15 protein-coding genes are annotated in these 17,273 nt (G+C 36.3%); 8 read left to right on the forward strand and 7 right to left on the reverse strand.

The window, feature by feature from the left end; genetic code table 11:
• Window positions 1-96: 96 nt before the first annotated feature.
• The 3 genes from OZP09_RS20475 to OZP09_RS20485 all read left to right on the forward strand — a co-directional run bounded on the left by OZP09_RS20475 (window position 97) and on the right by OZP09_RS20485 (window position 6,751).
• Window positions 97-2,649: a family 43 glycosylhydrolase gene (locus tag OZP09_RS20475; RefSeq protein WP_269235476.1), complete on the forward strand. Its 2,553-nt coding sequence runs from the start codon at window positions 97-99 to the stop codon at window positions 2,647-2,649.
• A 107-nt stretch (window positions 2,650-2,756) separates the two neighbouring features.
• A complete protein-coding gene (locus OZP09_RS20480) occupies window positions 2,757-6,005 on the forward strand; it encodes a TIM-barrel domain-containing protein (protein ID WP_281309912.1) in 3,249 nt (1,082 codons plus the stop codon).
• 191 nt (window positions 6,006-6,196) lie between these two features.
• A complete protein-coding gene (locus OZP09_RS20485) occupies window positions 6,197-6,751 on the forward strand; it encodes a fasciclin domain-containing protein (protein WP_269235480.1) in 555 nt (184 codons plus the stop codon).
• Between the two features lie 82 nt (window positions 6,752-6,833).
• On the opposite strand, the gene OZP09_RS20490 is transcribed toward OZP09_RS20485, so the two are convergent.
• The 5 genes from OZP09_RS20490 to OZP09_RS20510 all read right to left on the reverse strand — a co-directional run bounded on the left by OZP09_RS20490 (window position 6,834) and on the right by OZP09_RS20510 (window position 10,620).
• Window positions 6,834-7,412 (reverse strand): PhnA domain-containing protein, encoded by a 579-nt coding sequence (locus OZP09_RS20490; RefSeq protein WP_269235481.1) that lies wholly within the window; start codon window positions 7,410-7,412, stop codon window positions 6,834-6,836.
• 248 nt (window positions 7,413-7,660) lie between these two features.
• Window positions 7,661-8,125: a pantetheine-phosphate adenylyltransferase gene (coaD, locus tag OZP09_RS20495; RefSeq protein ID WP_281309913.1), complete on the reverse strand. Its 465-nt coding sequence runs from the start codon at window positions 8,123-8,125 to the stop codon at window positions 7,661-7,663.
• A gap of 87 nt (window positions 8,126-8,212) precedes the next feature.
• Window positions 8,213-8,905 (reverse strand): DUF421 domain-containing protein, encoded by a 693-nt coding sequence (locus tag OZP09_RS20500; protein ID WP_281309914.1) that lies wholly within the window; start codon window positions 8,903-8,905, stop codon window positions 8,213-8,215.
• Between the two features lie 64 nt (window positions 8,906-8,969).
• Window positions 8,970-9,572 carry a zinc ribbon domain-containing protein gene (locus OZP09_RS20505; protein ID WP_269235483.1) on the reverse strand — a complete coding sequence of 201 codons (603 nt, stop codon included), beginning with the start codon at window positions 9,570-9,572 and terminating at the stop codon, window positions 8,970-8,972.
• Window positions 9,573-9,648: 76 nt separating this feature from the next.
• Window positions 9,649-10,620: a D-alanine--D-alanine ligase gene (locus tag OZP09_RS20510; protein WP_281309915.1), complete on the reverse strand. Its 972-nt coding sequence runs from the start codon at window positions 10,618-10,620 to the stop codon at window positions 9,649-9,651.
• A gap of 455 nt (window positions 10,621-11,075) precedes the next feature.
• Here OZP09_RS20510 and OZP09_RS20515 point away from each other — a divergent pair, with 455 nt between their 5' ends.
• The 5 genes from OZP09_RS20515 to OZP09_RS20535 all read left to right on the forward strand — a co-directional run bounded on the left by OZP09_RS20515 (window position 11,076) and on the right by OZP09_RS20535 (window position 15,334).
• On the forward strand, window positions 11,076-11,699 hold the full coding sequence (locus OZP09_RS20515) for a PASTA domain-containing protein (RefSeq protein ID WP_281309916.1): 624 nt from the start codon (window positions 11,076-11,078) through the stop codon (window positions 11,697-11,699).
• Complete coding sequence (locus tag OZP09_RS20520; RefSeq protein ID WP_269237927.1) at window positions 11,689-12,732, forward strand: RluA family pseudouridine synthase; 1,044 nt, start codon at window positions 11,689-11,691, stop codon at window positions 12,730-12,732. The genes OZP09_RS20515 and OZP09_RS20520 overlap by 11 nt, the downstream gene beginning before the upstream one ends.
• 184 nt (window positions 12,733-12,916) lie before the next feature.
• Entirely contained in the window at window positions 12,917-13,699 is a 783-nt protein-coding gene (locus OZP09_RS20525; RefSeq protein WP_269235484.1) for a HipA family kinase, read from the forward strand.
• Window positions 13,689-14,072 carry a DUF3037 domain-containing protein gene (locus OZP09_RS20530; RefSeq protein ID WP_281309917.1) on the forward strand — a complete coding sequence of 128 codons (384 nt, stop codon included), beginning with the start codon at window positions 13,689-13,691 and terminating at the stop codon, window positions 14,070-14,072. Before OZP09_RS20525 ends, OZP09_RS20530 begins: the two co-directional genes overlap by 11 nt.
• A gap of 392 nt (window positions 14,073-14,464) precedes the next feature.
• Window positions 14,465-15,334: a phospholipase A gene (locus OZP09_RS20535; RefSeq protein WP_281309918.1), complete on the forward strand. Its 870-nt coding sequence runs from the start codon at window positions 14,465-14,467 to the stop codon at window positions 15,332-15,334.
• A 102-nt stretch (window positions 15,335-15,436) separates the two neighbouring features.
• Here OZP09_RS20535 and OZP09_RS20540 read toward each other — a convergent pair whose 3' ends face one another.
• Entirely contained in the window at window positions 15,437-15,943 is a 507-nt protein-coding gene (locus tag OZP09_RS20540) for a GNAT family N-acetyltransferase (RefSeq protein ID WP_269235486.1), read from the reverse strand.
• A 298-nt stretch (window positions 15,944-16,241) separates the two neighbouring features.
• Window positions 16,242-16,859 (reverse strand): hypothetical protein, encoded by a 618-nt coding sequence (locus OZP09_RS20545; RefSeq protein ID WP_281309919.1) that lies wholly within the window; start codon window positions 16,857-16,859, stop codon window positions 16,242-16,244.
• Between the last annotated feature and the right edge of the window lie 414 nt (window positions 16,860-17,273).

The following is a 17,273-nucleotide window of genomic DNA, read 5'->3' on the forward strand; positions in this document are numbered from 1 at the left end:
TTACAATTAAGTTAATGAAAACATCTCTAAAAATGTGCTTTAAAGGTTAAAATTATAAAGAGATTGCTTTTTAGGGATGTTTTAAAATTAAAATTTATGATACGAATTCTACAAAAAATATATAATCTGGTTTACCAGTCAAAATGGCGAATGGCTGTCTTTTTCATTCCAATGATTCTGGCTATTCCGTCATATGCACAGTTGAGCGGTAATCCATTATTTTCAGGTGCAGACCCCGAAATCCATTATTTCAATAACAAATACTACATCTATCCGACAGCATCGGCAGGGAAACAATTTCACGCTTACTCATCCGTAGATTTGACAAACTGGGTAGACGAAGGGGTAATTTTTGATATTGGGCCACAATGCAGCTGGGCCGAAAATAATGGCTGGGCTCCCGGAGTTGCTTTCAGAAATAATAAATACTATTTCTATTATACTGCCGAGGTTAAAATTGGGGTAGCAGTGGGAGATTCTCCAACTGGCCCTTTTACAGATTTAGGTGCTCCACTTATCGCAACGGATCCATTTACAGATGATATTATTGATGCTATGGTATTTACAGATGAAGATGGTCAGGCATACATTTATTACGGAGGATCGGGCAAAAGCAAACTGGCAGTACGTAAATTAAATCCGGATATGATTAGTCTTTCCTCTGCATCCGTTAATATAACGCCTCAAAATTATACCGAAGCTCCTTACATGGTAAAGCGCAAGGGAATTTATTATATGATGTATTCTAATGGGTATTGGGGTAATGATTCCTATAATGTACAATATTCAACGTCCAATTCTCCTATGGGACCATGGACATATCGTGGAACAGTACTCAGTTCTAATGTACAGGATAAGGGACCGGGACATCATTCGGTTATAAAAATGGGCGATTGCGACGAGTATTATATCGTATACCATCGTTATGAAAATGCATCAAGCGGAGACAGAAAAGTGGCGATTGATCATATGTATTTTAATGCAAATGATTTAATTGAACCGGTAAATATTACCAATTATGGGGTAAAACCAAGAGTACCGGACAACACATGTTCATCATTGCCTGTAACACCAATTGTTTCGGGAGGGATTTACAAATTGACACACAAAGGGACGACGCAGGTTTTAGAAGTAGCAAATAACAGTACTCAGCCAGGTGCTAATGTGCAGCAGAATACAGACAAAGGTACCGATTCGCAGCGTTGGGTAATCACGCTGGAATCGAATGGGTTTTATAAACTGATGCATAAAGGAACGAATCAGTCTTTAGAGGTGGATAGCAACAGTAATCTGCCTGAAGCAAACGTGCAGCAAGGAACTACAACAACCGGAAATGATTCTCAGTATTGGAGTTTTGAAAAGATGACAGACGGTTATTTTAAATTAACACATAAAGGAACTAATCAATGTCTGGACATAGATCAAAATAGTAGTGCGCCTCTTGCCAATGTGAAACAAAATACAGATAATCGAAGCGATGGACAGCGCTGGAAATTAGAATTAATCGATGCACCAATAATTTCCGGAGGATTATACAAATTAACCCATAAAGGAACGAATCAGGTTATAAGTGTTGACAGGGATCTTACAACTTCAGGAGCAAATGTGCATCAATGGACAGACAGTGGTAATGTGGATGCGCAGCGTTGGTATATTACACTAGAAAGTGATGGATTTTATCAGTTGAAACATAAGGGAACAAACCAGGTTTTGGATGTAGATAATAATAGCAGTAATGATGGTGCCAATGTACACCAATGGGATGATACCGATAATGATGCGCAACGCTGGAAAATCGATTTAATGCCTGATGGTTATTTTAAGTTAATCCACAAAGGCACTAATAAATGTCTTGATGTTGCCGATGACCTTGCTGAGCCGGGAACCAATATTCAGCAATGGTCAGATTTTAATAACAATGCCCAGCGCTGGAAACTGGATTTAATGCCGGATGTAAATCCGGTAATTGGTACCGGAACTGGTTTATCTGCGAATTATTTCAACGGAATGAATTTTGAAACATCTGTACTGAACAGGGTAGATGCGACGATTAACTTTGACTGGGCTTTTGGTTCTCCTGCTTCAGGTGTAGTAAACGCAGATCGTTTTACAGTACGCTGGACAGGTCAGTTACAGCCAAAATATAGTGGTGAATATACATTTTACGTAACCAGTAACAACGGCAGAAGACTTTGGGTCAACAATCAGTTAATTATTGATAAATGGCTCGATGATACAGGAGAAAACAGAGGCAAAATTTATCTGGATGCCGGTCAGAAATACAATATCAAATTAGAATATTTTGAAAATACCAGTGCTGCCACCTGTAAACTGGAATGGTCAAGTTTTCTTCAGGGCAGGGAAGTGATAACGAAGTCACAGTTTTATGAAACTAGTTTAGGTGTTAATGAACTTCAGTTAAGCCATCAGATTAGCATAATAAATCCTGTTGATCAGCTATTACATATTACCTCAGATATTGATTTATCAGCCGCAGATATAAAAATATATGATATTCAGGGCAGACTTGTGAGTAATCCTTTAAAGTTTTACAACGATTTGTATGTAGGGAATCTGACATCAGGTCTTTACATACTGCAGATTCAGCTAAACGGAGCCAGGTATGTGAAGAAATTTATCAAAAAATAAACCCGGAATAAAAGCACATACTTCAAATAATGTTATTAATTATAAATGGCTGTTATTTTTAATGAAATTATTTGGAGTATCATCAAAGATTAATTTTAAATGAGAATATGAAAACAAAACAATTTTTAGTTACCATTTTTTGCCTTGCTTCTGCAGCTTTATCGGCACAGGAATACAAACCTGAAGCCAATCCACAAGCAGTAGTTGTTTCAGGCAATGCCAGATTTACAGTCCTTTCACCCCGTGTAATCCGTATGGAATGGAGTGCCGACGGTAAGTTTACAGATAATGCTTCATTAACGTTTGTAAACAGAAACCTTCCGGTACCCACTTTTAGTAAAAAAGAATCTAAGGGTGAATTGCAAATTGCTACCGATATGCTAAAACTCAAATATAAAACGGGATCAGGTAAGTTTAACGAAAAAAATTTAAGTGTAGATTTTATTGTAAATGGGAAACCTGTTTCTTGGAAGCCTGGTTTGGCCAATACTAAAAACTTATTAGGAACAACCCGTACTTTGGATGGAGTAGATGGTCCGGCCAAAGAACTGGAAAAAGGGATAATTTCGCGTGACGGATGGTATCTGATAGACGACAGCGAGCGCCCTCTTTTCGATAATTCAGAGTGGCCGTGGGTAATGGCGCGTCCGGGAGATAAACCACAGGATTTATATCTTTTCGCTTATGATTCAAATTATAAAGCGGCTTTAAAAGACTATACTGATATTGCAGGTAAAATTGCGATGCCTCCACGATTTGCCTTTGGTGCCTGGTGGTCAAGATACAGGGAGTATTCGGATACTGAATTCCGTGACCTTGTGGGTGAGTTTAAAATGCATGATGTGCCGCTTGATGTTTTTGTAATTGATATGGACTGGCACATTAAATCATTACCAGAATTTTTCAAAAACGGACAAAGACAAAGGGATCAGGCAGGAGAAGATTCGGGCTGGACCGGATTTACATGGAACAAAAATTTATTTCCTTCTCCTGAAAAGTTTTTAAAATGGACCAATGAACAGCATCTTAAAACGTGTCTGAATCTTCACCCGGCTTCAGGAATACAGCCTTATGAAGAAGCATATCCTGAAATGGCGAAAGCAATGGGAATCGATCCGGCTACCAAAAAATATGTGCCTTTTGATATTACCGATAAAAAGTTTGCAACCAATTATATGGATATTGTTTTACGTCCTATAGAAAAAGCGGGAGTAGATTTTTGGTGGTTAGACTGGCAGCAATGGGGAAGTACCAAGATTCCGGGAGTTAATCCTACGATTTACTTAAATTATGTCCATTATAGTGACATGGAACGCCAGAATAAAGTGCGTCCGCTTATTTTTCACCGTTGGGGAGGTCTGGGAAATCACAGATACCAAATCGGGTTTTCAGGGGATACACACGTCACTTGGGAATCATTGAATTATCAGCCCTATTTTACGGCTACTGCTGCCAACGTAGGATTCGGTTATTGGAGTCATGATATTGGAGGCCACCAGGGTGATGCAGGAACTGCTGAACTTTACACCAGATGGATTCAATGGGGTGTTTTTAGTCCGATATTCAGAACCCACGCTACAGCTGCACCTCAGCACGAAAGACGTATTTGGGCTTATCCGATCAATAATTTCCTGATCATGAGAGAAGCGTATCAAACCCGATATGCTCTGGTTCCTTATTTGTATAACGAAGCACATAATACCTATGAAACGGGTGTTTCTACGGTTCACCCAATGTATTATGATTATCCAAAAGAAGAGAATGCCTATTCTATTCCAAACCAGTATATGTTTGGCCGTGATATGATTGTTCATCCTATTACGAAGCCTATCGAAAAAGGAAATGTTTTTCTACAGCATGAAACCTGGCTTCCGGAAGGTAAATGGTATGAAACCAGTACAGGAAGCATCATAAAAGGCGGTAAAAAAGTTACAATGCCTTTCACTATAGGTGATATTCCGGTTTTTGTAAAAGAAGGAGCCATTATTCCGATGCAGTCAAAAGTAGAAAGAACGGATGAAAAACCATTGAATCCACTGATTCTTTCTTTTTATCCGGGTAGAAAAGGATCGTTGAAATTGTATGAAGACGAAGGTAACAATAACAATTTCAAGAAAAATGCTTTTAGTTTTACACCTGTGACTTCAGAGCAAACCGGAAACAAAATGAAGATTGAGATAGCTCCTGTAGAAGGATCTTTTCCCGGAATGCTGACTTCAAGAGGTTATGAACTTCGTTTTCCTTGCTCATTTCCTCCAACAGCGGTAACTGTCAACGGACAAAATATTCAGTACAGCGAAGAAGCAAAAGTGGGTAGCTGGTCTTATGCCGGAAATGATTTTGAAACACATATTTATGTACCAGAATCTCCAACGAATACAAAAGTTACTGTTGAGGTACAATTCCCGGATTACGATCAACAGCTTCTTTCAGGTAAAAAAGGACAAATCAAATACATGAAAAATTTCGAAGCATTCCGTTTATTACACAATTGGAATGACGGATTGCACAGTCCTTTTGAAATCATGTCTCTTTCACAGTTTGGCCAGAATCTGGAATACAACATTCAAGATATCAAGAAAGAAATTGATGGATTTTCAGATCGTTGGAACAGTGCACTTTTGACTATTCAGTCTGTCAGTGAAGCGGATAATGTATACAAACCATATTATAATTTGCTTAAAATCTACGGTAAAATTGCCGAAAGACCTGAATTTGCCAGTAATGCTGCCGAATTAGACTCCGATACAAAAACAAAAGTAGCGTTTGTACAAAATGGTACTGATAAAATATATTATACAACAGACGGTTCTGTTCCAACACGCGCTTCACAATTGTATACAAAAGCGTTTGAAGTTGCAGTTCCGGCACGTGTAAATGCGATTGCAGTTCCGGCAGGTTATGGATCTAATAGCTCTGTTGTTTCAAAAATATTTTATAATAAAAAGACAGGTTTAAACTATAGTTTATATAAAGGAAGATGGAATAAAATTCCCGATTTCAGTAAACTTACACCGGTTGACAAAGGATTTGCCCCTGATTTTGATCTTAAAAAAATTAAGCATGACTCCAATGATTATGGTTTAGTGTACAATGGATTCATCAACATTCCGGAAGACGGAAAATATACGTTTTATATGGCTTCTGATGATGGAAGTAAATTATATATCAATAATCAATTGATTATCGATAATGATGGTTTACACGGTTTTGACGAAAAGAAATCCGAAGTAACACTAAAGAAAGGTCTTCAGCCAATTCGTTTAGAATACTTTCAGGAAAGTTACGGCGATGGACTTTCTGTTGATTTTTCATCAGATAAAATTACCAGAACAAGTCTTTTTCCTTCTATTTGATAGTGTTATAGAACTTGTAGATTTAAATATTCAAAGTAAAAGTCACATTTAAAAAATGTGGCTTTTTTAATTTTATACTGAATTTCAGTGTGTTGCATGATAAAACTTCGGCGCTATTATTTTTTTTAAATAAAATGAAAACCAAATCCTCAATTACAGCGTAAATCATCTTATAACTTAAAACATTCATTATGAAAACTAGAAAATTTTTAGCAGCTGCAGTTTTAGCTTTGGGATTTGCATTTACATCAAACGCACAAAAAACAGTAATGGTTGGCGGAGCTGCCATGTATCCGAGTAAAAATATTATTGAAAATGCTGTAAACTCAAAAGATCATACTACATTGGTTGCAGCGGTAAAAGCGGCGGGATTAGTAGAAACACTACAAAGTAAAGGACCATTCACCGTTTTTGCTCCAACAAATGCAGCGTTTGATAAATTACCAAAAGGAACGGTAGAAACTTTATTAAAACCTGAAAACAAAAAGAAACTTCAAACCATCCTGACTTATCACGTTGTTGCAGGAAAAATGAACGCTTCTGACATTGCAAAAGCAATAAAAATGGGTAAAGGAAAAGCAACGCTTAAAACTGTGAGCGACGGAACTTTGACTGCCTGGATGGACGGAAAAGATTTATATATTTCTGACGAAAGTGGAAACAAATCTAAAGTTACAATTGCTGATGTCAATCAGTCAAACGGTGTAATACATGTAGTGGATACTGTATTGTTACCAAAAATGTAAAATCAAAAATAAGGTTAATTGATTTTTTATAAGTGTTTTAAAGTCCCGGTTTTATTGTATTAATAAACCGGGACTTTTAAAATTATATCTTCTTCACGTATTGCGTAATAATGACAATTTGCTGACCATCGACTTTCCCTTCAATATATTCAGCGTTTTCATGGTCCAGACGGATGTTACGAACAGCAGTTCCTTGTTTGGCTACCATGCTTGAACCTTTTACTTTCAAATCTTTAATCAATACTACCGAATCCCCATGTTGTAAAATAACACCATTACTATCACGATGAACCAGTTTATTTTCGTCATCTTCGCCTTCGCCCGTAGCTTGTGCCCATGCCAGAGTATCTTCGTCTAAATACATCATGTCAAGTAGTTCCTGAGGCCAGCCGGCAGCACGCATACGGCTTAACATTCTCCAGGCAACAACCTGTACGGCAACATTTTCATTCCACATACTGTCATTCAGGCATCTCCAGTGATTTAAATCTACATTGTCCGGATTTTCAATTTGGTCAATACAGGTAGTACATGCTAATATACTTTCGTCGATTCCTCCTTTTTGAGTGGGTAAAACCTGATATGCTTTTAGGTTTTCTTCAGCGCCGCAAAGTTCACATTTAGATCCGCTGCGTTTATTTAATTCTCTTTCGATGCTCATGGTTTGATTTTTATTTGAGGTGGCGAAATTAGTTTTAATTTGATTCGCCTACAAATTTATATTTTGGGTTTGTAAATCCTGAAATTGAAAATACTTTTATTTGTTTTTTGAAGCAGAAATTCCATTATTTCAAGACCATTTGTCCCGCTATCCGCTTGTATCTTTTTCTGTTTAAAGAAACCAGAAAAAGGATACCGCTTCTATCGCGGCTAAATTAGAAATTTTGATTTTCATATGATATTTAGTTGTTATAAATCTTTCTTCACCCTCACCGCATCCGGAACCAGCATTTCATATTCACCTCCGTGGCGTAATACATCACGAACAATACTCGAACTGATGAACGAAGTACCTGCAGCAGTTAATAAAAACACCGTTTCAATTTTAGAAAGCTTTCTGTTGGTGTGAGCAATCGCTTTTTCGAATTCGAAATCAGCCGGGTTACGCAGGCCTCGTAAAATAAAGTTGGCTTTTAGTTTTTTTGCCAGATCAATAGTCAGGCCTTCGTAAGTAATAACCGAAACTTTAGGTTCATCTTTGAAAGTTTCTTCGATAAAGCGCTTTCTTTCTTCAAGAGAAAACATATATTTTTTTTCGGCATTAACTCCAATAGCGATTATGATCTCATCAAACAAAGGAATTCCTCTTTTGATAATATCTTCATGTCCAAGAGTAATAGGATCAAAAGATCCCGGAAATATAGCTTTTTTCATTTTTTAAGTTCAGGTTTAATTCAAATGCGGATCTAGGAGATTGATATTAATATTGACATTGAATTTGATTTTTGAATTTGATTTTTGTCAGCTAACTCTTTTTGTATTTATAGCTTCAACCCATTCTTCTTTTTGACAGACCTTGCATTTTGCAGTTCCTGCTTTTTGCTCTTGCGTATGCCCACAAAAAGTGCAGGAATAAGTACCGTCAGCGGGAATAATTTTGTTTTTTTTATTAAACAAGGCTGGTAAAATCGGTAATCCATATCCAACTTTTTCATCTTCGTAATAAAAGATACTTACTTCACCGCTTGGTTCTATAAATGCATGTTTTACCTGTCCTAAATGTTCAACAGAATTTACACGGAGCTCAGAGAAAAATTCATCCTGTGCCAAAGTCTCTTTTTTGAAACTGGTTACAGAAAATTTTCCGTCATTAATAAGGCATTCCGTTTTGCCTTCAATAAATTCTTCAAATTTTTTGCTTTTTCCGGTCAGCCAGGTTACAGCCCGGTATAAAATCATAATAACAGCAAAAACGATAATAGCCGGTACAATCCCGACATCTTCATAGAACATTGGATCTCCGGCTGCAGAACCTAAAGCAATAATGATTACGGTTTCGAATATTGAAAGTTGTTTTACGCCACGTTTTCCGGCAAGTTTCATCGTTAACAGTAAAATGATGAACATCACGCTGGAACGAAATATTACTTCCAGAAGGAATACTACGGGTAATTCGTTAAATAACAATCTGTCCCATTCAAATATTTCTTTCATTTCTTTTGAAGTTGCTAAGGTTCTGAGATTCTAAGTTACTAAGTTTGCTCCAGATTAAAATTATTTATTTTCTTCTTATTTTTATTATTTCATCATCTCTATAAAGCTTTAAAAGCTCTTTTCTAGAGTAACTGGATTTTCGGCTTGTAAAATTTTCAGGTTTGTCTAAATCGTCAATTTCATATGACATATAAGCATCAAAATTATTATGGGTTGTATAAATGCTGTCTTTGGTTACTTTGTCAATTCTCATATTCGAATAATAACCGTTAGAAAACTTTAAATTATAAATATCGCCCTCAATTGGATTTTGTATTAGAATACTGGTTTCTTCTTTTTCTTTAAAATAATTACTGACTGAAAAAATAATAAATCCAGCTAAAATAATTGAACCCAAGTACATCCAAGGTGTAGCACCTAATTTTTCATTTCTGAGTTTTAGCTGAATTTTTTCAGGCAGATCTTCATAATCAAATTTTTCTTTACAATGATCACAATCAATAAATACAAGTCTTCCAACAGGAAATAAAGGAATTAAAGTAAGATGTGTATATCTTCGATAAATACTAAAATGTAATGTGCTTTCTTCGTTACATTTTGGACATTTTTCATTTGAAATTATTCCGTTTTTTATGTTTGAATCCCTTGTTCCAACTAAAACTATCATAAATTAATGTGTAACATTTCACTAAAAAACAAGGTGCTGAAATCTAAAATCTCAGCACCTCAGTATTCTGACAAGTTTATGGTAAAGCCAGCTCAATAGCATTTGTAAATAAATCTTCCAGCGAAATTCCGGCTGCTTTGGCTTGTTGCGGAATCAGACTTTCGGTTGTTAATCCCGGAATGGTGTTCATTTCCAGCATGTGCGGTTCGTTGTTTACGATAATGAATTCGCTTCTTGAGAACCCTTTCATTTTTAATACTTCGTAAGCACGTTTGGCGATTTCGCCTATTTTTTGTGTCAGTTCATCAGAAATTCTGGCTGGGGTAATTTCCTGTGATTTTCCTTCGTATTTGGCTTCGTAATCAAAGAAATCATTGTCTGATACAATTTCAGTGATAGGTAAAACGATAATTTCGCCTTTGTAATTGATTACCCCAACTGAAACTTCAGTTCCATCGAGGAAACTTTCGATGATAATTTCGTTGTCTTCTTTATAAGCTACTTCAATGGCGATTGGCAATTCGGCTTCGGTTTTTACTTTTGAGATTCCGAAACTTGAACCGGCTTTGTTTGGTTTTACGAAGCAAGGCAAACCTACTTTTTTAACGATTTCGGCTGTATTGATTTTGTCTCCTTTGTTCAGGTAATAAGAAATCGCTGTTTTGATTCCGTATGGTTTTAAAACTGATAATAAATCACGTTTATTGAACGTCACGGCAGCCTGATAATAATCGCAGGAAGTCTGCGGGATTCCAAGCAATTCGAAATATGCCTGCATTAATCCGTCTTCTCCCGGGGAACCGTGAATGGCATTGAAAACACAGTCAAATTTGATTTTCTCGCCGTTTACGGTTACAGAGAAATCGTTTCTGTCAATCGGGAATTCAGCATCATTTTCGTCAACATAAACCCATTTTTCTTTGAAAATGTGAATTCGGAATCCGTTGTATTTTCTTTGGTCAAGGTATTGTTTTACAACGTTTCCGCTGATTAGAGAGATTTTGTATTCGCTTGAATATCCGCCCATGATAATGGCTATGTTTTTCATTTTGTGTATGGTTTGTTTAAAGTTTTTTTGTTTCAGGTTTCATGTTTTTTGCCACGAATTTCACGAATTTCACTATTTTTTTCTCAATCTTGTCATCTCGACGTAAGGAGAAATCACTGAGGGAGAGCAACGTACTGAATGATTCAGCAAATGTTAGCTGCTAGTGTGATTTCTCCTCCGTCGAAATGACAAAAAAAGAACGTTCTTTTGAAAATGACTGCCCTAGCCCCGATAGAGCCGGTATCCTTTTTGACCGCTTTTTTGCGGACAAAAAGATATAGGCGAAAGCGGGAAAAAGCTCCTTAAAATTGAAATTCCAAATTTTAAAATTCCAAATTCCAATAATCTTTGTCTTCAGCATTTATAACATGACGTTACTTTCTTGCTTAAAACAAAATTATCATTTTTTTTGAAACGAAATAGCTTTATCTTTGCGTTCATCTAAAAATAAATTTATGAGTTTACGTAAGTATTTAACGAGCCGTGTGTTTTTTTTACAAATGTTGGGTGCGGCTGCTATTATTGCCGTTTTAGGTTATTTGTTTATGCATTGGCTGACGTTTACAACGGACCACGGACATGAAATTGCGGTTCCGAATTTAGCTAAACTGACGGAAGAACAGGTAGAAGAAAAACTGGATGAGCTGGATCTGGATTATGTGCTTTTGGATAGTGTTGATTACAGAAGTGAATATCCTAAGTTTAGTGTCGTGGAGCAGGATCCGCTGCCGGGAACGATGGTAAAAGTAGGACGAAAAATATATATTAAAATTAATGCATCAGGATTTTCGTCTGTTAAAATCCCCGATTTAATTGATAAAACATATCGTGAAGCCGTTCCAACGTTGAAAGCGTTAGGGCTTCAGGAAGGAACGATTACTTATATTCCGAACCTTGGAAAAGATATGGTTTTGGAGCTCCGATATAAAGGCAGAAACCTGAAACCGGGTGACCGCGTATTGAAAGCATCTAAAATTGATTTGGTTTTAGGTGACGGAAAAGCAAGTTATGTAGATGAAAGTGAGGCTGTAGACAGTACTGCTGCGCCAATTGAAGAAACCCCGGCTGATGAACAATAATAATGAAGAAAATTTAGATCTGGAAGACGAGTTATTCGAACATTACAGATTTGAAGTCCCAAAAGGTCAGGCGTTTTTGCGTATTGACAAATATTTGATGTATTTGATTCCGAATGCCACGCGAAATAAAATTCAGAATGCGGCCACTAACGGAAACATTTTTGTGAATGATATTCCGGTAAAATCAAATTATAAAGTAAAACCTTTTGATGTGATAACGGTAATGTTGTCGCATCCGCCGTTTGAGAATAGGGTAGATCCGGAGGATATTCCGCTGGATATCGTTTATGAAGACAATGCGCTTTTGCTTATCAATAAACCACCCGGACTGGTAGTGCATCCGGGACATGGTAATTATACCGGAACTTTGGTGAATGCTTTGGCTTTTCATTTTGAAAATTTACCAATGAACAGCAGTGAACGTCCTGGTCTGGTTCACCGAATTGATAAAGATACATCCGGACTTTTGATTATTGCCAAAACGGAAACGGCTATGACGCATCTGGCCAAACAATTTGAAGCTAAAACTACAGAGCGTGAGTATGTTGCGCTGGTTTGGGGAAATGTTGCAGCAGATAGTGGAACAATCGAAGGAAACTTGGCGAGACACTTAAAAGACCGCATGCAAATGGCCGTTTTTGCTGATCCTGAAATCGGGAAACCTGCCATCACTCATTATAAAGTTTTGGAGCGTTTTGGTTATGTTACTTTAATTTCCTGTAAACTGGAAACAGGAAGGACGCACCAGATTCGCGCGCATATGAAGCACATTGGACATCCGTTGTTTAATGATGAACGTTACGGAGGTCATTTGATTTTAAAAGGGACTACATTCACAAAATACAAGCAGTTTATAGAAAATTGTTTTAAAGCTTTGCCACGTCAGGCACTGCATGCTAAAACACTTGGATTTGTTCATCCGAATACAGGTGAAATGATGCGTTTTGATACTGAATTACCTCAGGATTTCCAGGATTGTATTGAAAAATGGCGTAATTATGTGAAATCGCATAATACTGAAGATGAGGAATAATAATTTGATAATGAGATAATTTGTCAATTAGATAATTTTTGAACATACTTAAAGCTCCTGATGGAGCTTTTTATTTTTAATACTTTTTAATTCTCTTTGTGGGAATTTTGAAATCGAAAAATCGATCAAGTATAAAAATCCAATTGCCTAAAAGACTAAGTTTGTAGAATAGTAAATACTGCATATGAAAAACAATTTCGATCTAAGAACGGTAAATGTTACCCGTTACATCACGCCTTTGCGCGAGGGAGGTTCTTTGCCTGCTTTGGCAGAAGCTGACGACGATTTTAAATATGTACTGAAATTTAAAGGTGCCGGACATGGTGTAAAAGCTTTGATTGCCGAACTGGTTGGCGGACAAATTGCCAAAGCCTTAAAACTACAGCTACCGGAATTGGTTTTCGCTAATCTCGATGAAGCTTTTGGGCGCACTGAAGCCGATGAAGAAATTCAGGATTTACTGCAGGGAAGCCAGGGATTAAACCTGGCACTTCATTTTTTATCAGGCTCCATAACTTTTGATCCGGTGGTGACAACCGTTGACGATAAACAGGCCTCGCAGATTGTATGGCTGGACGCTTATATAACCAATGTTGACCGGACTTTTAAAAACACCAATATGCTGATCTGGCATAAAGAATTATGGCTCATTGATCACGGTGCGTGCTTATACTTTCATCATTCCTGGAACAACTGGGAACAGCATGCCAAAAGCCCGTTTGCGTTAATAAAAGATCATGTATTACTCCCGCAGGCATCCCTTTTAAAAGAAGTCGATGCCGAATTTAAAGCGATTTTGACACCCGAAATTTTAGAAGAAATTGTCAATACAATTCCGCTCGAATGGCTGCAATGGGAGGACACAGATGAAACTCCTGAAGCCTTGCGAAACGTGTATTTACAGTTTTTGCAGACCCGATTAAACCATTCTGAAATTTTTGTAAATCAGGCTCAAAATGCAAGATAGTCACTTATACGAATATGCTGTAATTCGGGTTGTACCAAGGGTAGAACGCGAAGAATTCCTGAATATCGGAATCATTTTGTTTTGCAAAAAAGCGAAATTTATAAAAGTATTATCGCATATCGACGATGTGAAAATACAGGCTCTTTCGAACGATTTTGATCTGGACCAGCTGCACTGCAATGTAGCAGCCATTAAGAAAATTGCCAGTGGTGACAAAGATGGCGGCCCAATTGGTGAAATGGATATTCCGTCACGCTTTCGATGGCTGACCGCTATTCGAAGCTCTGCTATTCAGACTTCCAGACCGCACCCGGGTTTGTGTGATGATTTGGAGAAAACAATTCAGCGGTTGTTTGAAGAGTTGGTGCTTTGAAAAGAGGTGCTAAGCTTCTAAGTTACTAAGATATTAAGGTTTTTTAGCTTTAAAAGACTCTCGCAAAGTCGCAGAGTTGCACAGATTTTATTTTTCATTCAGTCTTTTTCAGCCTTTTGTTATTTCGACGTAAGGAGAAACCACTGAGGGTGAGCAACGCACTGTTGTCGAATTTCTAGTGTGATTCCTCGTTCCTCGGAATGACAAACTATGTGGTTACTTTGTCTTAAGTTTAAAAAAAGCTTAGCGAACCTTTTCGATAAAAAAATCAATGTTTTCTCCGAAAAAGTCTGGGCGATTTTGGCTATTCAAAGCTATCTTTTAATTAATTTATTCATTTGGGTCAACTGTTGCTTTATTTGAGTTAATATTTGATATCGAAATAATATAACTTGTCAAAAATAAATAATCCAAATTTAGATTACAGAATGCACTCAAAACACCTATTCATTTTTATTATTTTATTTTCAATCAAAGTAAATTCCCAAATTTTAGAGCCTATTTTAGACCCTAGTAAAAATTTTCGCGCAGCAGATTCGCTGTTGAAAGAACCTAGCTTCTCGGTTCACAGAGACAATTATTTTTTGACAGGAATACCAGTCAATACACATGTTACCAGTGATAATGCAGATGTAAAATACCAGGTAAGTTTTAAGCTTAGATTGAATTCAAAACCTCTGTGGGGTGGTTTTTTTCCTTATTTGATGTACACACAAAAAGCTTTTTGGGATATTTATGCCAATTCAAAACCATTTTCAGAAATTAATTTTAATCCGGGTGTAGCTCTTGTCCGTCCTTTTTATTTGAAAGGCGGAAGGCTCACGTATGGGGCAATCTCAATGGAACATGAATCAAATGGCAGGGATTCTATTTATTCAAGAACCTGGAACATGCTTGCTTTCTCTTTAAAATCACAGATTTCACCACGTTGGGTAGTGGGTTTGAGAGGATGGATTCCTCTTGTGGATAAGGAAGATAATCCCGGACTTACAAAATATGTGGGATATGGCGAAGCGAGTGCCACTTATCAGATACTACCCGGACGATGGAGCGCCGACATTCTTTTCAGAAAAGGAAGCGGTCTTATCAATTATGGGTCTTTACAGACACAGCTAAACTGGCGACCATACAGAAACGAAAATTATTATCTCACCCTGCAATGGTTTGTAGGTTATACAGAAAATTTAATCTACTATCAGGAGCATAGAAGCATGTTGCGTCTTGGATTTACGATAAAGCCGGAGAATATGGGGATTTTTTAAGGTAAAGCAGTATTGTGTTTTATAATATGAACTTTGCTACTTGGAATATTTTCAGAGCAATTTTTTTAAATGAACTTAGATCACTTATATGGTGAAAAAATTCTAAAGTTTTTTCTCCAAATAAATAAACTCCAAAGGCTCATCAGAAACCGTAACATGAATACCACTCTCAGGAAAAGCCTCACGTTCGCCCGTATCTACATATCCATGACGCTTGTACCAGGCAATGAGCTCTTCCCGAACCGAAATAACTGTCATAATAATAGAAGATAGTCTTAATGTCTTTGCATGGTTTTCGGCTTCTGCCAAAAGCTTTTTCCCGATGCCGCTGTTTTGAAGTTCAGGTGAAACCGTCAGCATTCCTAAATACAATTGATGCTCTTTTTCCACCAATAAAACCGAACCTATAATGGCATTGTTCTCAGTGTATTTCAGAATCGTGTTTTTGGGATCCTGAAAGATTTCAGTCATTTCTTCTTTGTCGGTTCTTTTTCCTTCCAGTAGATGCGCTTCGGTTGTCCAGCCTTTTTTGGAAGATTCACCTCTGTAAGCTGAGTTGATCAGGGTTACTAATGCGGAAATATCTTCTAGTGATGCTTTTGTAATCATTTTTGTGAAATGTTAGATGTGAAATGTAAAGTTGAATTCAATAAAAAAGCAAAATTACAATTTGATGAAGAATCAAAGAGAATGTATTTTAAATTTATGTAAGCGGATATGTAAAGAAAATTCTTAAAATTTACATCTAAAGAATGTTTTGAAAGCATATTTGCTCAAAAAAACGACTGAAGTTTATTTCAGTCGTTTTTATGTGGTGATAATTAAAATTTGTTACACAAAAAAGCTTTCAACTCCTTATGAGTTCCAATATCTTCACAGCGAGTTTCTTGAACTAACAAGGCTAAATTTAATTTCGAGACTTCATTGCGATGTCTTTCATAATTACTTGATAACAACCAATTACAATTCCTTTGATCGGTTTTGAAGTAGTAATTCCGCCATTATCCCTCAAAGCCCCACGCACTCTTTGAGAATAAACAATCTGACCGAGATTTAAATCATAAACTTCTAATTGAATAATATAATAATTCGAATTTTTTCCATAATAATACTGATCAACTGTAAAATTGTCAATATATTTTCCAGCAATAGAATTCAGAGAACGGCTATTCTCATTATGATATTTAATATTTATAAAATAATCATAATTTGTTCCTTTTTTTAAATCTAAAATTACAGATTTACTTGGATTTAAAGGAATTTTATTTGCAATTAAAAGCGAATTATCATTTAATGAATTTACCAATCTATTATTCAAATACTTTGAAAAGTCTTTAACAACTATTTGTGTCAGTTTCTCCTTAATACTATAATCTGCATCTATATTTCCTAAAAGCCATTTTCCATTTGAAAAATCAATTCCAGTTGTTTGAGTTGGGATCTCTTTTTGATAAACTCCACGGCTGCACGATGAAAAATAAATATTAAGGGATAACAACAGAGGAAATAGAATGTTTTTTTTCATTATACATGTTTTATTTTTTTATAAAACTACGAAAACAATAAAATAATCTTGTAAAAAATAAACTAATAATTTTCTTAGCTCATTTGATCATTTTATTCGCCCTAATTGCTAATAATAAATACTTGCGTGACCAGGTTTAATTTCAGGAAACATTTATTTTAAGCATAATCTTGACTGATTTTGCTAATGAATGGACGAAATGGTTAATGTTAAGATTTAAACATAAATCATCATGTCAATCTTTGCGTTCACTAACCTGACGCTCGCGCTAGCTGGAAGAACTTATATGGTGAGTTGTTGAAAATTTGAAACAATACTTAAGTATTAATACTTATTTTTTTTTTAAAAACCTGCGTTTTGGCAGTTTTTATTCCAATTTTAGCTTTTATTTTTGCTTTATAAATAAGTAAAATA

It is taken from the genome of Flavobacterium flavigenum (assembly GCF_027111255.2).
GTDB classification, from domain to species: domain Bacteria; phylum Bacteroidota; class Bacteroidia; order Flavobacteriales; family Flavobacteriaceae; genus Flavobacterium; species Flavobacterium flavigenum.

Coding starts and splice junctions, on each gene's coding strand:
- OZP09_RS20480 (WP_281309912.1), top strand. CDS start 2,757: ATGAAAACAAAACAATTTTTAGTTACCATTTTTTGCCTTGCTTCTGCA.
- OZP09_RS20515 (WP_281309916.1), top strand. CDS start 11,076: ATGAGTTTACGTAAGTATTTAACGAGCCGTGTGTTTTTTTTACAAATG.
- OZP09_RS20530 (WP_281309917.1), top strand. CDS start 13,689: ATGCAAGATAGTCACTTATACGAATATGCTGTAATTCGGGTTGTACCA.
- OZP09_RS20525 (WP_269235484.1), top strand. CDS start 12,917: ATGAAAAACAATTTCGATCTAAGAACGGTAAATGTTACCCGTTACATC.
- OZP09_RS20490 (WP_269235481.1), bottom strand. CDS start 7,412: ATGAGCATCGAAAGAGAATTAAATAAACGCAGCGGATCTAAATGTGAA.
- OZP09_RS20475 (WP_269235476.1), top strand. CDS start 97: ATGATACGAATTCTACAAAAAATATATAATCTGGTTTACCAGTCAAAA.
- OZP09_RS20510 (WP_281309915.1), bottom strand. CDS start 10,620: ATGAAAAACATAGCCATTATCATGGGCGGATATTCAAGCGAATACAAA.
- OZP09_RS20545 (WP_281309919.1), bottom strand. CDS start 16,859: ATGAAAAAAAACATTCTATTTCCTCTGTTGTTATCCCTTAATATTTAT.
- OZP09_RS20520 (WP_269237927.1), top strand. CDS start 11,689: ATGAACAATAATAATGAAGAAAATTTAGATCTGGAAGACGAGTTATTC.
- coaD (WP_281309913.1), bottom strand. CDS start 8,125: ATGAAAAAAGCTATATTTCCGGGATCTTTTGATCCTATTACTCTTGGA.
- OZP09_RS20505 (WP_269235483.1), bottom strand. CDS start 9,572: ATGATAGTTTTAGTTGGAACAAGGGATTCAAACATAAAAAACGGAATA.
- OZP09_RS20500 (WP_281309914.1), bottom strand. CDS start 8,905: ATGAAAGAAATATTTGAATGGGACAGATTGTTATTTAACGAATTACCC.
- OZP09_RS20485 (WP_269235480.1), top strand. CDS start 6,197: ATGAAAACTAGAAAATTTTTAGCAGCTGCAGTTTTAGCTTTGGGATTT.
- OZP09_RS20540 (WP_269235486.1), bottom strand. CDS start 15,943: ATGATTACAAAAGCATCACTAGAAGATATTTCCGCATTAGTAACCCTG.